Here is a 14,225-nt window from a genome sequence, read left to right as displayed (position 1 = left end):
GGTGGAATGCCAAGCCGTGCCATAGAGGCCGATTGATCCACGGTCATGCCGTATGCGGCAGCGGCATTCATGCCGATGCATCGATGCGGGTGGATGCTGATTTCGGGATCGGCGCGTGACTACTCCGCGCTCGCCACCTTCGCCGGCGCGAGCGGGGCGGCATCCTTCAGCTTTTCGCCGAGCATCTTGAGGATGTCAGTCGATTGAACCGAGAGCATGCGCGGCCGGATAAGCTGCGGCAATCCGTCCTGCGGCTTGGCGGCGGCGGTCTTGGCGAGATCCTTTTCCGAGGGCAGGGGGTTTTCGACGCCGGGGATGGCGCGCAACGTGACGCCCTGATGGGCGTAGTCCATGGCACGCTTGAAGGTCATCGCCGGCAGCGAGCCGCCGGTCATCTCGTTGGTCGAGGTGTAGTCGTCATTGCCGAACCAGACGGCGCAGGTGTAATTGCCGGTGAACCCGACGAACCAGGCGTCGCGATAGGCTTGGGTCGTGCCGGTCTTGCCGGCCGTCAGGATGCCGTTGTCGAGTGCGGCCTTGCGCGCCGTGCCGACATAGGGAACACGCGACAACATCTGGTTCATATAGGCGTCGGCCTGTTCGGACAGCACGCGTTTCGGCGCCGGTTCGTCATGGTCGAAATCGTAGAGCACGTCGCCGTCGTAATCGAGGATCTGGGTGATGCCGTGGCGGCGCGACTGGTAGCCGCCGGCTGGGAAGGTGGCATAGGCCGTCGCCTGGTCGAGCACCGTCACCTCGGACGTGCCGATCGGGATGGTGACGTCATCGCGGATCGGCGTTTCGACGCCGAGGTTCTTGGCCATCGCCCGGATCGGCTGAATACCGAGTTTTTCCTTGGCGAGCCGCACCGGCACGGTGTTGATCGACTGGGCGATCGCGGTCTCAAGCGTGATGCGGCCGGCATAGCGGTTCGCATAATTGTGCGGGCTCCAATTGCCCCAGGAGATCGGCGCGTCGACGATCGTCGTCTGCGGCGTCATCCCGCTCTCCATCGCCACCGAATAAGTGTAGACCTTGAAGGAGGAGCCCGGCTGACGGAGCGCCCTGGTGGCGCGGTTGAACTGGCTCTCGCCGTAGTCCCGGCCGCCGACCATGGCGCGCACGGCGCCGCCGTTTTCGATCATCACCATCGCGCCCTGCTTGGCGTGATAGGCTTCGCCATATTCGCGCAGCGACGTTTCGACCGAATCCTCCGCCGCCTGCTGGATGCCCATGTCGATCGTCGTGCGCACGATCAGCGAATGCTGGTGGAAGCGCGACGAAAGCCGCTGCACCTCGTCGAAAGCCCAGTCGAGGAAGAAATCAGGCGATTCCACCTCGTTGCGGTCGACGACGGTGGCCGGATTGCGCCTGGCGGCGATCACCTGGCCCTCGGTCATCAACCCGCTCTGCACCAGATTGGTCAGCACTTCGTTGGCGCGGGCACGCGCCGCCGGCAGGTTGACATGCGGTGCGTATTTCGCCGGCGCCTTGAACAGGCCGGCGAGCATGGCGGATTCGGCAAGGTTCACATCGGTGATGTTCTTGCCGAAATAGAACTGCGCCGCCGCCGCTGCGCCAAAAGTGCCGCCGCCCATATAGGCGCGGTCGAGATAGGTGGAGAGGATTTCCTTCTTGGAAAGGTTCGCCTCGAGCCACAATGCCAGGAACGCCTCGGTGACCTTGCGGTCGATCGAGCGTTCATTGGACAGGAACAGGTTCTTGGCGAGCTGCTGCGTCAGCGTCGAGCCGCCCTGCACGACTTCGCCGGCCCGCGCATTCTCGCTCATGGCGCGGAAGAGGCCGATGAAATCGATACCGAAATGGTCGAAGAAGCGCCGGTCCTCGGTGGCGATCACCGATTTGATCAGCGAATCCGGTAGCTCGTCGATCGGCACGGAATTCTGGTGGATCACGCCGCGATGGCCGATGACGTTGCCGTAGCGGTCGGTGAAGGTGACGGCGAAATCGCCGCGGTTGCGCCAGTCCTCCTTGGTCGCCTCGAAGGCGGGCTGGGCAAGCAGCAGCATCAGCACGGAGCCGGCCGCCCCAAGCGTCAGCCCTTCGCCGGCAAGTTCGAAGACCATGCGCTTCCAGCCGCGCACGCGGAAGCGGCGGAAGAAGATGGTGATGTCTTCCCAGATCTCGGCGGCGCGGAAGCCGGCGTTCCAGACGGTCGAATCGATCCAGGAATCGATGCGCAGCAGAATGTGACGGCTCTTCGCCGGCCGCTTGTCCGCCGCCTCGTTCGCCGCTTTTCCGGGCCTTTTTTCTGGCCCGTTTTCGGGCCCATTTCCTGGCCCATTTCCTGGGTTGTCCGGATCCTGCACGTCCTGTATTCCCGCCTGATCGCGCTTCGGTCATATCCGACGAAAGCGCGAGGCCCGCATATGGCCGCAAATCTCTCCGATACCAGGAGAGAATTCTCCGAGTACCAGGAGTATACCGAAGGATTGATTGATTTTGCGGCCGATAACAAGAGAGATGCATGAGGGTCACGCGAATTTGCGGGCCGCTGTTGCATGAAACGACGATGAACGATCTGCCCTTCTGGAAGAGCAAGACGCTTGCCGAGATGACCGCCGCCGAGTGGGAAAGCCTCTGCGACGGCTGCGGTCTCTGTTGCCTCAACAAGATCGAGGAATGGGATAGCGGCGATATCTATTTCACCTCGGTCAGCTGCAAGCTGCTCGACGGCGAAAGCTGTCGCTGCTCGAGCTATGAGAACCGTTGGGATTTCGTGCCGGATTGCGTGCAACTGACGAAGGAGAACGTGCCCGATATCGCCTGGCTGCCGCCGACCTGCGGCTACCGGCTGGTCAATGAAGGCCACGACCTCTACTGGTGGCACCCGCTCGTCTCCGGTGACCCGGAGACCGTCCATGCCGCCGGTATTTCTGCGCGAGGCCGCACGATCAACGAAAATGAAATCGATATCGACGATCTCGAGGACTATGTGGTCGACTGGCCGCTGACCGTGGGCGAGAAGGACGATGAGGAAGCCTAGAACAGGATGATTTTAAATAGTTAGAGCGTGATGTCGTCCGAAAACCGCTGACACTTTTCGACATCATGCTCTAGGCGGGCTCAGGGCTTTATTGCCGCGAGGAAGCACCGCAGCTCCGTTTCCACATAGACAGCCACCGGCCCCTCGGCGCCAAAACCCCACCAGATGAGCGAACCCTGCCATTGCGACAGCATCAGCCGGGCGATCGTTTCCGGCGCGGTCGCCGATCCGAAACACCGAGCGATCGCCGCTGTCAGTGCTGTTCCCCAGGCGGCCCCTCGGGCGCGTAGCACCGGATCGCGGAAATCCTCGCGAAGCACCAGCAGCCCCTCACCATAGGCGGCGGCATTGTCGCCATAATCCTGCGACAGGCCGACGAGCAGCGCGATGGCGCCTTCCGGTGTTTTAGGCACCGTCTCGGCAAGCCGCGCCGTTTCCGCATCCAGCCTGTCCCAGGCGTAAAGCAGCGCGGAGCGCAGCATTGCCGCCTTCGTGGCGAAACGCTGCACCAGCGTCGAGCCGGAAAGTCCGCTCGCTTTCGCTACCGCCGCAAAGGTCGCCGCATCCGGCCCCTCGGCCTGGATCAGCGCCAGCACCATGGCGAGAAGCTGTTCATCGGAAAATGTGCGGCGGCGCGGCATGAAATTTCCCTTGCATTCGCCGTCAATGTAAACGATCATTCGTTTATATACAAGGAGCGCCAGCTGAAGCAATTCCAGGAGAAGTGGGAAGCGGTTTTCCCAGGCAAAGCGCGAAGCGGTTTTGCCGGGAATTGCGTAAAAACAAAGAGTTAAACCCGGGCGTTTCCATGACGGCGTGAAGGCTGTTCTAGCGTGGAGGATGGAGAAGTGACAGCGAACTTGCGGGAGAAAGTGGCCTTGGTGGCGGGTGCTACGCGCGGCGCCGGCCGCGGCATCGCAGTGGAACTCGGCGCCGCCGGCGCCACCGTTTACGTGACGGGGCGCACGACGCGCGCGCAGCAATCCGAATATATCAGGCCGGAGACGATCGAGGAGACGGCCGAGTTGGTGACGTCAGCGGGCGGCAAGGGTATCGCCGTGCAGGTGGACCATCTTGTCAAGCAACAGGTCGAGGCGCTGATCGCCCGCATCCGTGCCGAGGCCGGCCGGCTCGATATTCTCGTCAACGACATCTGGGGCGGCGAGAAACTGTTCGAATGGGACAAATCAGTCTGGGAGCATTCGCTGGACAACGGCTTGCGCATGCTGCGGCTCGGTATCGAGACACATCTGATTACCGCCCATTACGCCCTGCCGCTGATGATCGAGCGGCCCGGCGGGCTGCTGGTGGAGATGACCGACGGCACGGCTGATTACAATGCCACGCATTACCGGCTTTCGCCCTTTTACGACCTCGTCAAAACGGGTGTCACCCGCATGGCCTGGGCGCATGCGCAAGATTTGGAAAAACACGGCGCCACCGCCGTTTCGATCACGCCTGGCTGGCTGCGTTCCGAAATGATGCTGGATGCCTACGGTGTTCGCGAGGAGAACTGGCGCGAGGCGACCAAGGTACAGCCGCATTTCGCCATTTCCGAAACCCCGCGCTTCGTCGGCCGGGCCGTTGCGGCCATCGCCGCCGATCCCGACCGCGCTCGCTGGAACGGCCAGTCGCTATCGAGCGGCGCAATCGCAAAGACCTATGGTTTCGACGATATCGACGGTTCGCGGCCGGATTGCTGGCGCTACATGGTGGAAGTGCAGGAGCCCGGCAGACCGGCTGACGTAACGGGTTATCGCTAGAGCAGCATGATTTTAGGCCGGATCGGCCTAAAATCTGAATTGGAGCATGATGTCGTCTAAACCGCTCTCGAGCCCGTTACCGGGCGGCGGCGAGGCGCGCTGCGTCGCGAAACGAGACCAGTCGCTTCGTCTGTTCGTCCCACAGCACCAGCTTGACGCAACGCAGGCTTTCCATGAGCGTGATGCGGCCCATATCGGCAAGCTCAGGATGGTCTCGCAGCACCTCCGGCAGCCGGTAGTAGGGCACCCGGCTCGACAGATGATGCACGTGGTGGATGCCGATATTGCCGGTGATCCAGCGCAGCACTGGCGGCAGGTCGTAATGCGAGGCACCGTGCAGGGCCGCATGCTGGAACTGCCAGTCCGGCTTCTTCGACCAATGTGTTTCCTCGAATTGATGCTGCACATAGAACAACCAGACGCCGGCAGCACCTGCCAGAAGAACGGTCGGCAGATGCACCAGTAAAAAGGGGACGATCCCGACCGCCCAGATCAGCAGCGCGGCGACCAGTGCGATGGCAAGATTGGTCGCCATGGTCGAGACCCAGGGCAGGGCGCCGGAGCGCATCATGCCGAAAGGCAGGCGCTGCTTGAAGAGGAACAGCCATGCCGGTCCGATCCCGAACATCACGATCGGGTGCCGGTAGAGCCGGTAGCCGAGCCGGCCCCAGCGCGACAGCGCGTTATATTCGGCGATCGTCAGCGTTTCGATGTCGCCAACGCCGCGTTCGTCCAGGTTTCCAGCCGAGGCGTGGTGTTCCGCATGCGCCCGGCGCCAATAGTCGTAGGGCGTCAGCGTCAGGATGCCGATCGTGCGTCCAACCCAGTCGTCGACGCGGCGACGGGCGAAAAACGAGCCGTGGCCGCAATCATGCTGGATCATGAACAGCCGGAGCAGGAAGGCGGCGGCGGGAAGGACGAGGATCAGGCCGGGCCAGAAGCTGTAATGAACCGCCGCCCAGGCGGTAGCCCAGAACAGCGCGAAAGGGACGACGGTGACGACAAGCTCGAAAGCGCTGCGTCCGGCTCGTGGCTGGCGATATCCGGCAAGGATTTTCAGCCAGCGTTTTTCAGCGAAAAGCTCGGCTTGCTCTGCGGATCGATCCGGGTTTTCGGATCGCTCCGGGTTGTCGCCGGGCTCGCCCAAAGGGGCCACTTGGATTTCCTCGCACTCGCTGCGGCGCGCAGATTCGATCACAGAGTGACGCCGTGAAAGGCGACGATCGCCGAAAAGCCGAGTGCAATCACCACGGCCGAGCGAATGAGGAAGAGCGGATAGTCGAAGTGGTACATCGTATGAAGAGTGGTCATGGTTGCAGCAATTCCTGTTTTTCTGAAAACATGTCAATGGGTGATGGTGTCACGCCGGAGCCCGGCGCGTTCGACAAGACGCGCTATCACTTGCGCTGTTATGCGCACGGGGGCGGAGCGGGGGCTCGATAAGAGGTTCTATTTCTTTGGAGCACTGCCCTGCGGGGCGGTTTTGGTCGCCGTCTTCATCTGATTGGCGAATGTGCTTTCCACCTTCGCTGCCTGCTTGTCCTTCTTCGGCTTCCGGACCTCGCGATTGCTTCTTACTTGTCCTTTTGCCATCGATAAAATCTCCCTTTAGATCGAAATTGAAAGCCGCAGCCTGCGTGGTATTCGCCCCGCTTGTCGGTCGCGATCAGAGATCGCGGGATCGTCATGAGGGGCAACCCGACAACACCGGGCCGCAGGGATGGAATAAAAATGATGCCTGCTGAAACCGCATCGCAGTCTGGAGGCGGATGACCGGAGAGGTCACCGAAAGCCAAACCCGACGTTGAGACGGGACGTCACCATGCTTTCGCGATCGGGAAAATGGCGGGCCGGAACTCCGGTCACCGCAAATGCCGCATCGGCCAAATCAGCGAGCCATCCTCTTAGCGTAAAATTGAGTCGCCATTAAGGCCGCCGCCGCAGGAAAGCCATATTTCCACAGGGTTCAATCCGCAAGAGCATGATGCCGAAAAGTGTCAGCGGTTTTCGGACGACATCCTATTCTAAGGGAAACAGGCGGATCAGCTTCGTTCTTTCCATCTCCGATCGGCCCGATGTCGACATGATGCCGCGGGCCAAACAGAGTTCTATGTCCCGTCCGATATCGAGCGGTACCAGCATGCCGCCGGCCTTGAGCAGGCGGTCTGTCATCGACAAAAGCATATCCACTTGCGCCTGGCAGCCATCGATTTCCAGGAGCGCCACCCGGCGCTCCCTGTCGATGTCGGCAAAATCCCTAGCTTGCTGCCGTTGTTGGTAAGCCCCGAACTGCACCCATCCGAAATAACCGGCCGCTGCGACGCAGATACAAAGCAAGAGGGTTTTCCGCACAATAATCCTTCGGAGCCGAGCGGCTCGCTTGCCGCTAGCGCATAACCCCGAAATCGGAATCGATTTCCGAATGGATTACGCGCAAACTCAAAGTGTTAGAGCGTCCTTAGCGCGTCTGAAAAGACCCGCGGCGCTCTTGCCGGCGCGTCTTCGCGGGGCAATCCTTGTATCGCATATCGGTTAAAGACGGGGGTTACCGGTTTCGGCGGCGTCTTCAGCTTGCCGAAATGGTGTTCGAGCGCCAGCGAGAGCAGGGCCGGAGAGGTGACGCCCTCCTCGAACAGCCTGATCAGCAGCACGGCCGCGACGTTGAAGACCCTTTCGTCGTCGATCAGGATTCTGGCGTCGTAACCGGCGTCGTCGAGCACGCCCTGAAGCATGTCGAGATCGGATGAGGTCAGATGCGATTTTTCGGAAGTGGAAGACATCGGTCCTCCTTTCATCGGGGCGAGGATACCAAGATCCTCAGTCGGCAGCGCCCGTTCAATGGCTGCCGAAGTTGCGACCATGCGCCTTTCGCCCAGGCAACGCAACGGGATTCTTGCCGCAGATTTAGCTCCGGTTCATGAGCAGCCCGCACCGGTCAGAGTGCGGGCTGTGAGGATCATTCCGCCGCTTGATAGGTTCGCCTCCGGGCGGCCGATGTCCGCGGACCGGCGGCTGCAAGCAGGGTGATCGCCACCGCAAGCGATGCCACGAAAGCGATGCCGGCGACATAGGGGTTCCAGCCGAAATGCGGTGCGGCGCCGAAGACCGCCGAGGCGGCCGCAAGCACGATGCCGCCGCCGATCTGGAAGGAGGCGAAGAGTAGCCCGGAGGCGAGCCCCGCCTTGTCATCCTCCACATCGGAAAGGGCCGCAACCTGCACCGAGGGGTAGGTCAGGGCGTAACCGAGGCCGAGCGGGATCTGCGAGAACACGACGAGCAGGATCGGATCGACATGTCCGAGTGCGGTCACCCAGAAGATGTAGCTGAAGGCCTGCAGGCCGACACCCGCTGCCATCAGCCGGGTAGCACCGCGATTTTGCGCGACCGTCGCAAAACGTGGCGCCAGGAACATCACGAAGACACCGCCGAGGGCGAAGCAGAAGCCCGTCGTGAAGGCCGACCAGCCGATGACATTCTGATAGTAGAGCGTCGCCAGAAACTGGAAGCCGACATAGGCACCCTGGAAGAGGGCGGCGATCGCATTGGCATGCCGCAGCTTGGCGCGGCGGAACATGCCGAGCGGCACCATCGGATCGGCATGACGCGCTTCGACCACGAGGAAGAGCAGGATCAGCACCAGCGACGCGGCGAGCGAACCCCAGGTCGGGAACGCCTGCCAGCCGGCGGCCGCGGCATTGGTGATGCCGAAGACGAAGAGCAGCAGCCCGGGTGTGATCGTCAGCGCGCCGGCCCAGTCGAAGGCAGGTCTCGGTCCCGCCCTTTTCGGGTCGGCGGGCAGCACCAGCGGCGCCAGAACGAGCGTCAGGATGGCGATGGGCGCACCCATGACGAGCGTCGCCCGCCAGCTGAAGATCGTCGCGGCACCGCCGAGCACCATGCCGAGCACGAAGCCGGCGGCGCCGGTGGAGGAGAAGACACCGAGCGCTTTTGCCCGCGCGGTTCCCTCGCCGAAGACGGAGAGCAGCAGCGCAAGGGCCGCAGGCGCCGTGAAGGCGGCGGCAATGCCTTTGATCAATCGGGCGGCGATCAGCGTCGGCCCACTATCAACGAAGCCGCCGGCGATGCTGGCGGCGGCAAAGATCGCCAGCGACCAGAGGAAGACGCGGCGATGGCCGAAGACGTCGGCGACCCGGCCGCCGAGCAGCAGGAAGCCGCCATAGCCGAGCACATAGGCGCTGACGGCCCATTGCAGCGAGGTCGCCTCCATGCCGAGTTCGGCCTGGATGGCAGGCAAGGCAACGCCGATGGTGGAGACGTCCATGGCGTCGAGAAAATTGGCGGCGCAGAGCAGCAGCAATGCCAGCCCCGCCCCGCTTGGCGATTTGGAAAGAGTCATCGAAATCGTTCCTTCTCTGCTGCCGCCTCATCGGGGGAGGTTGCCGGGCGGCAGGGAACGAGAAAATGTACAGCTTCCTTTCCTATTGCAAATTGATAGTAGCCATGCCAGGTATTACTGACGATGATGAATGATGCCACTCTTCGCAAGATCGACCTCAATCTCCTGCTGGCCTTTTCGGTGCTGATGCAGGAGCGCAACGTCAGTCGTGCCGCCGAACGGCTGCTGCTCGGCCAGCCGGGCCTGTCGGCCGCTTTGCGGCGCCTGCGCGAGGCGCTGGACGACGAATTGTTCGTGCGTGTCGGCCGCGGCCTGCAGCCGACGCCGCGCGCTCTTTCCATCGCCCCGGCGATCGAGGATGCGCTGTCGGGCATCGAGCGCGCCATCCGCCCGCAGGCCGAATTCGATCCGGCAAGCTGGCAGGGCGAGTTCCGCATCGGCATGTGTGACAATCTCGAATCGGCCTTCTTCGGCCCGCTTGCCGCCCGTCTTCTCCAGCTTTCACCCGGCGCCCGGCTGATCGGCGTCGCCTCCGAGAAACGCGATGCCGCGCGCCGGTTGGACGAGGGCGTCTTCGACTTCAGCGTCTCCGTGCACGACGAACCGGCCTCCTGGCACATTCGTGCGCCGCTGTTCGACCAGGCCTCGATCTGCATTTACGACGAAGCTCAACTCCGGCTAAAGGCGCCGCTGAGCCTTAAAGATTTTGCCAATGTCGCGCATGTCACGGTCTCGTTCGAAGGCAATGCCGCGAGCAGCATCGACATCGCGCTGAGCCGCACCGGGCACGTCAGACAGGTGGTGGCGACGGTACCGCGCTTTTCCGCCTTGCCGACGGCGCTGCGGGCCATGCCCGCCATCGCCACCGTGCCGGAGTCGATCGGCCGCTGCATGGCGCAGTTGCATGGGCTGACGATTTGCGAGCCGCCGCTTTCGCTGCCGGCCGATCCCGTAACCATGCTCTATCGCCGCGTCGACCAGGCCGACGGCCGGGCGCGCTGGTTCCGTCGCCTGTTCCTCGACGTCGCCAGCCAGGCGCTCGAAGCCTCCGGCTGCTGCGTATCGATCTCGAGAGCCGCGGCCTAAAGCAATTCCAGCAAAAGTGCACAGCGGTTTTGCGTCCGGAATTGCGCAGAACAAAAGACAGCGCAAATTCCAGCAAAAGTGCACAGCGGTTTTGCGTCCAGAATTGCGTGAAAACAAAAGGTTAGGGCGGTCGGTTACAGCTCACCTTTGTGAAAATACGCTTCGAGGCGGTAGCCGTCCGGGTCGATGATGAAGGCGGCGTAATAGAATTGCCCATAATCCGGCCGCACACCCGGTTCACCATTATCCGCGCCGCCGGATGCGACGGCCGCCGCGTGAAAGGCATCGACCGCGGCCTCATCAGGCGCGACGAAGCAGAAATGCAGCCCGGATCGCATGTCGGCAACCACGGGCTGTTCGACCTGCATCACCCAGAGCCCGACCCTTTCCGGGCCATAGCCGATCATGGTGTCGGAATTGGACAGGCGCTCATATCCGAGCGGCGCCAGCGCCGCATCGTAGAAACGGCGAGCTCTTTCGAGGTCTTTTACGCCGATGGAGATATGATCGAACATCAACACGAACTCCCTATCTGCCGCTAATCCCCGAAGGACTGCTCACACCCAAGATGGCTCGACGCCAACATCTTTCAACCAAAGCATGTCGCGCAAAAGTCTACAGCGGTTTTGCGACAACGACATGCTTAAAACAAAGACTTAAAGCGCGAGGAGCGAATCTGAAAGATTGCGATGCGCTTTAAGTCAACGAAGGGGCCCGTATCTTGGGCGCGGATCATTCATGGCCGGCGATCCTGCCCAGCGCCTTGGCGAAGAAATCGGGGGCGCCGAAATTGCCGCTTTTCAGCGCAAGCCCAAGCGGCCCGGAGCGGTCGGCAACGAGGACCGGCACGCCGGGATCGATCTCAGGCCGATCATCATGTTTTTGAGACCGAGCGAGAAGTGGCCCTCCACTCGAAGACATCCGCACCGGCTTTCGGTGCGAGTCGGCCCTGAACCGGCAATGTGCTAGTTAAGACAAGGCGAGCAACGCTGTCACGTGATTTTGGGGGAGGGCGCAGTTCGGCCAGGAGCTACTGTGGGACAGGCAGTCCGCCGACTGCAGGCGCCTGCGGCAAAGCCTGAGGCTGGACATTGCCGCGCATCCGCCCGGGTCTCGTTCTAAACAGCGCCCCCGGCGACGCTTTGCATCTGTTGCAGGTTCGTCACCTCATAGGTCCAGACTCGAAACGCCTTCAGCACATGCGGACCGAAGGAATTGATGAGCGGTATGTCGGCGGCGTCGCGCCCGCGTGCGACGATGATACGACCAATCCGCGGCGTATTGTTGCGCGGATCGAATGTATGCCATGCACCGTCCAGGAAGACCTCGATCCAGGCGCTGAAGTCCATCGGATCGACGACCGGAATACCGATGTCGCCGAGATGGCCATTGATATATCGGGCAGGAATGTTGAGGCAACGGCACAACGCCACCGCGAGATGCGCAAAGTCGCGACAGACGCCGACACGTTCGTGAAACGCCTCGAAGGCTGTCCGCGTCGATCGCGCCTGCATGTAGTCGAATTGGATGTGGCCGTGAACGAAGTCGCAGATCGCCTGAACGCGGCCCCAGCCAGGTGAGACGGTGCCGAACATATCCCACGCAATTTGACTGAGACGATCCGTCTCGCAATAGCGGCTGCCCATCAGGTAGACGAGGCAATCATCCGGCAATTCCGAAACCGGGAGTTCCCTGGCGCCTGGCAGCGACCTGTCCGGTTTGCCGTCGTCTTCGATCGTCGCATCGCCCCATATGGTCAGGTCGCCCGCCGGGGCAATCAGCCGGAGACAGCGGTTGCCGAAGAGGTCGCGATAAGTCGAAGTGGGAACATCGGGCGTGGTGAAGACCGTTTCCGGAATTCTGATGTCGGCCGCACGATCATCATGAACCGACAACAGGCATACCAATGCGGTCGGCTGCGGGCAGGTCAGCGTAATTTCATAGCCGTAACGGATCAACATGGAGCGTTCTCGCGCGTCCGGATCCGCCTAGCGGAAGTCCGCCGCAGTTAGAGTATAGAAGGCGCGGCGGCGGTAGGAATAGGCTTTGTGTGCCACGTCCTGAATGGAGTTGCGCAGGGCGTCGAATAACGAAAGCCAATTCGTTTCCGAAGGCTCGGTTCTTTGCAATGCGGTGTCGGATTTCGCCAGAGCGCCAACCTCGATGAAGAACAACACCTGGAACATGCCGTCATGGCCGACGAAGCGCACAGCATTTCTCGCCGCATCGAAGCTACGGCTTTGGTTCAGGAAGGCTAGCGCCACGGTTGAACCGGCGGGGTCTCACGAGCACTCCGAGCGGCGTCCGACAGCCTGAGCCATTCCTTCCGGTATCCTATGTTGAGAAGATTGAAGGACATCATCTCTTTCCCGGCCTCCGAACGGCTCTTGCCGGTCATGGCATGGTCGGCGAGCACTGGAACGCCTGCTGAGACACGATAGACGGTCGACGAACGGGCGGATTCGATCCGGCGGTCGTGTTCGATCTCCATGGAGTAGCGACCGGACGCGCCACATTTGTCTTCCCATGTGCCGACGGCAAAGGCATTCCGTCTTCGTTCGGCTTCGTCTTCATGGCTGTTCACGATGTCAACCTTTCGTCATTCGGGCCGTGGCCATGGCCAAACGTCCTCTCGATCAGTGTTGCGCCGCTGCCGGCGGGCGATAGGTTTACCAGTTCCAGGCTGTCTTCCGTCGCGACCCGCTCATGACGTTCATCGTCACTGCGGATGCGGTATTGCAGCACATTTCCTCTCAGAGGCAGCGTAGCGGTAATGCGGTATGTCTCGGGGAGCTTGGAGGGAACGACCAGGAACCCGTCCTTCACCCGGACGGTCTGCCCCACCTTGAAGATATGTGTTGCTGCCTCGCGTCGGATCGAGCGTCCATTGCGTTGCGGGATGCGCGTAGCGGTCATGACAGTTTGTGGTCCTTTTCGAGCGCGGTTTCGAGATCTGACAGGTGGACAGGCATCATCTGCTGCGTCGAACTCTGGGCGGCGATCGCCGGCAGGTGGATGAAGGCGCCGACCCGTCGCCAGGCAAGCCTGGAAACGCTATCGATCAATTCCTCGTCATAATCGACGCGGTATTCTCCGGCTGGCTGCGCCCCGTCGAAACCGGGCAGGCGGAATGGAGATGAAAAACGGACGACGGTTTCTGTGGTGCGACTTGTCACGGCTGAGGCCTCCGCAGGAATACACTGAAGCGTTCCTGTATCGTTGAGATCCGAGCCGGACGAACTCGAGGCTGCCGGTACATCCGCGGTCAGCGCCAAGCTCATTCCGGATCGGAACAGGCGAAATGAACGCCGGAACGACGTCATACATTCGCTATCGAGAATTCAGTGGTGATGGCGGGTCGTAGGTCTCTGACACCGCGAAGCCAAGTCGGCCAAATCGACGAGGCCTATCATTGCGCCTTGATTGAGTCCAAATCAAGATAATTCGGATTTATCTATAAAAAACGCTAAATTAAGGTCACGATATGCTAAATAAAATTGAGCGCGACGGCGAAAAAATTCTTTTCATTTCTGGATTAATACAAAATATCCGTTCAAATTGATTTCCTGAATTTTTCAAGAAATTCCCTTGGTGAACAATATTTATTAGCACTCCTATCAATCGAGTGCCACGGGTGCTATTTATGTACTGCAGCCGCCATACGCGCCGGCAGCAGAAAGACCTCTATGAAATTCCGTTCACTTCACGACCGCGTCGTCATTCGACGTGCGGAAGGCGATGTCAAATCCAAGGGCGGGATCATCATTCCAGACACCGCCAGGGAGAAGCCGCAGCAAGGTGAAGTGGTCGCAGTCGGCCCGGGCCTGCGCGACAAAAGCGGCACTCTGGTCCCGCTCGATGTCGAGGTCGGCGATCTCATTCTGTTTGGAAAATGGTCGGGCACAGAGGTCACGATCGATGGCGAAACCCTTCTGATCATGAAGGAGACCGACATCATGGGCATCGTCGAAAAGACCGAAGCGGCTGCTGACAAAGCCGCCTGAGGGTCGAA

At 61.1% G+C, this 14,225-nt stretch carries 17 protein-coding genes; 4 read left to right on the top strand and 13 right to left on the bottom strand.

Annotated elements, in window-relative coordinates:
- Positions 1-119: 119 nt before the first annotated feature.
- Entirely contained in the window at positions 120-2,330 is a 2,211-nt protein-coding gene (locus C3Y91_RS06675) for a PBP1A family penicillin-binding protein (RefSeq protein ID WP_168575169.1), read from the bottom strand.
- A gap of 203 nt (positions 2,331-2,533) precedes the next feature.
- On the opposite strand from C3Y91_RS06675, the gene C3Y91_RS06670 reads away from it, so the two are divergent.
- Positions 2,534-3,007 (top strand): YcgN family cysteine cluster protein, encoded by a 474-nt coding sequence (locus C3Y91_RS06670; protein ID WP_130676152.1) that lies wholly within the window; start codon positions 2,534-2,536, stop codon positions 3,005-3,007.
- A gap of 80 nt (positions 3,008-3,087) precedes the next feature.
- Here the strand turns inward: C3Y91_RS06670 and C3Y91_RS06665 are convergent, their stop codons facing one another.
- A complete protein-coding gene (locus tag C3Y91_RS06665) occupies positions 3,088-3,648 on the bottom strand; it encodes a TetR family transcriptional regulator (protein ID WP_130674869.1) in 561 nt (186 codons plus the stop codon).
- Between the two features lie 207 nt (positions 3,649-3,855).
- Between C3Y91_RS06665 and C3Y91_RS06660 the strand changes: the two genes are divergently transcribed.
- Positions 3,856-4,770 carry an SDR family oxidoreductase gene (locus C3Y91_RS06660; protein ID WP_168575168.1) on the top strand — a complete coding sequence of 305 codons (915 nt, stop codon included), beginning with the start codon at positions 3,856-3,858 and terminating at the stop codon, positions 4,768-4,770.
- A gap of 76 nt (positions 4,771-4,846) precedes the next feature.
- On the opposite strand, the gene C3Y91_RS06655 is transcribed toward C3Y91_RS06660, so the two are convergent.
- The 5 genes from C3Y91_RS06655 to C3Y91_RS06635 form a co-directional block, all read right to left on the bottom strand.
- On the bottom strand, positions 4,847-5,917 hold the full coding sequence (locus C3Y91_RS06655) for a fatty acid desaturase (RefSeq protein ID WP_174826964.1): 1,071 nt from the start codon (positions 5,915-5,917) through the stop codon (positions 4,847-4,849).
- A gap of 302 nt (positions 5,918-6,219) precedes the next feature.
- A complete protein-coding gene (locus C3Y91_RS06650; RefSeq protein WP_003546677.1) occupies positions 6,220-6,363 on the bottom strand; it encodes a hypothetical protein in 144 nt (47 codons plus the stop codon).
- Between the two features lie 426 nt (positions 6,364-6,789).
- Positions 6,790-7,122: a hypothetical protein gene (locus tag C3Y91_RS06645; RefSeq protein WP_018070936.1), complete on the bottom strand. Its 333-nt coding sequence runs from the start codon at positions 7,120-7,122 to the stop codon at positions 6,790-6,792.
- A gap of 95 nt (positions 7,123-7,217) precedes the next feature.
- Positions 7,218-7,631, bottom strand: coding sequence for a hypothetical protein (locus tag C3Y91_RS06640; RefSeq protein ID WP_018070937.1), 414 nt, complete (start codon positions 7,629-7,631; stop codon positions 7,218-7,220).
- Positions 7,632-7,726: 95 nt separating this feature from the next.
- Positions 7,727-9,127 carry an MFS transporter gene (locus tag C3Y91_RS06635; protein WP_168575167.1) on the bottom strand — a complete coding sequence of 467 codons (1,401 nt, stop codon included), beginning with the start codon at positions 9,125-9,127 and terminating at the stop codon, positions 7,727-7,729.
- A gap of 123 nt (positions 9,128-9,250) precedes the next feature.
- Between C3Y91_RS06635 and C3Y91_RS06630 the strand changes: the two genes are divergently transcribed.
- Positions 9,251-10,213 (top strand): LysR family transcriptional regulator, encoded by a 963-nt coding sequence (locus C3Y91_RS06630; protein WP_168575166.1) that lies wholly within the window; start codon positions 9,251-9,253, stop codon positions 10,211-10,213.
- A 134-nt stretch (positions 10,214-10,347) separates the two neighbouring features.
- Here the strand turns inward: C3Y91_RS06630 and C3Y91_RS06625 are convergent, their stop codons facing one another.
- From C3Y91_RS06625 to C3Y91_RS06600, 6 genes are all read right to left on the bottom strand, one after another.
- Positions 10,348-10,728 carry a VOC family protein gene (locus tag C3Y91_RS06625; protein ID WP_168575165.1) on the bottom strand — a complete coding sequence of 127 codons (381 nt, stop codon included), beginning with the start codon at positions 10,726-10,728 and terminating at the stop codon, positions 10,348-10,350.
- A gap of 603 nt (positions 10,729-11,331) precedes the next feature.
- Positions 11,332-12,174 carry a transglutaminase-like domain-containing protein gene (locus tag C3Y91_RS06620; protein WP_018070942.1) on the bottom strand — a complete coding sequence of 281 codons (843 nt, stop codon included), beginning with the start codon at positions 12,172-12,174 and terminating at the stop codon, positions 11,332-11,334.
- Between the two features lie 27 nt (positions 12,175-12,201).
- Positions 12,202-12,477 (bottom strand): DUF1488 family protein, encoded by a 276-nt coding sequence (locus C3Y91_RS06615; RefSeq protein ID WP_075224839.1) that lies wholly within the window; start codon positions 12,475-12,477, stop codon positions 12,202-12,204.
- Positions 12,468-12,797 (bottom strand): hypothetical protein, encoded by a 330-nt coding sequence (locus C3Y91_RS06610; RefSeq protein WP_168575164.1) that lies wholly within the window; start codon positions 12,795-12,797, stop codon positions 12,468-12,470. Before C3Y91_RS06610 ends, C3Y91_RS06615 begins: the two co-directional genes overlap by 10 nt.
- Entirely contained in the window at positions 12,794-13,129 is a 336-nt protein-coding gene (locus C3Y91_RS06605; RefSeq protein ID WP_018070945.1) for a hypothetical protein, read from the bottom strand. Before C3Y91_RS06605 ends, C3Y91_RS06610 begins: the two co-directional genes overlap by 4 nt.
- Entirely contained in the window at positions 13,126-13,389 is a 264-nt protein-coding gene (locus C3Y91_RS06600) for a hypothetical protein (protein WP_026170811.1), read from the bottom strand. Before C3Y91_RS06600 ends, C3Y91_RS06605 begins: the two co-directional genes overlap by 4 nt.
- Before the next feature lie 510 nt (positions 13,390-13,899).
- Between C3Y91_RS06600 and C3Y91_RS06595 the strand changes: the two genes are divergently transcribed.
- The gene (locus tag C3Y91_RS06595) at positions 13,900-14,217 is read left to right on the top strand and encodes a co-chaperone GroES (RefSeq protein ID WP_018070947.1); all 318 of its coding nucleotides are present in this window, start codon (positions 13,900-13,902) and stop codon (positions 14,215-14,217) included.
- Positions 14,218-14,225: the final 8 nt, after the last annotated feature.

It is taken from the genome of Rhizobium ruizarguesonis, assembly GCF_012349115.1.
Taxonomy (GTDB): domain Bacteria; phylum Pseudomonadota; class Alphaproteobacteria; order Rhizobiales; family Rhizobiaceae; genus Rhizobium; species Rhizobium ruizarguesonis.
The sequence above is the reverse complement of the archived record's forward strand: the minus strand, read 5'-3'. Positions and strand labels throughout refer to the sequence as shown.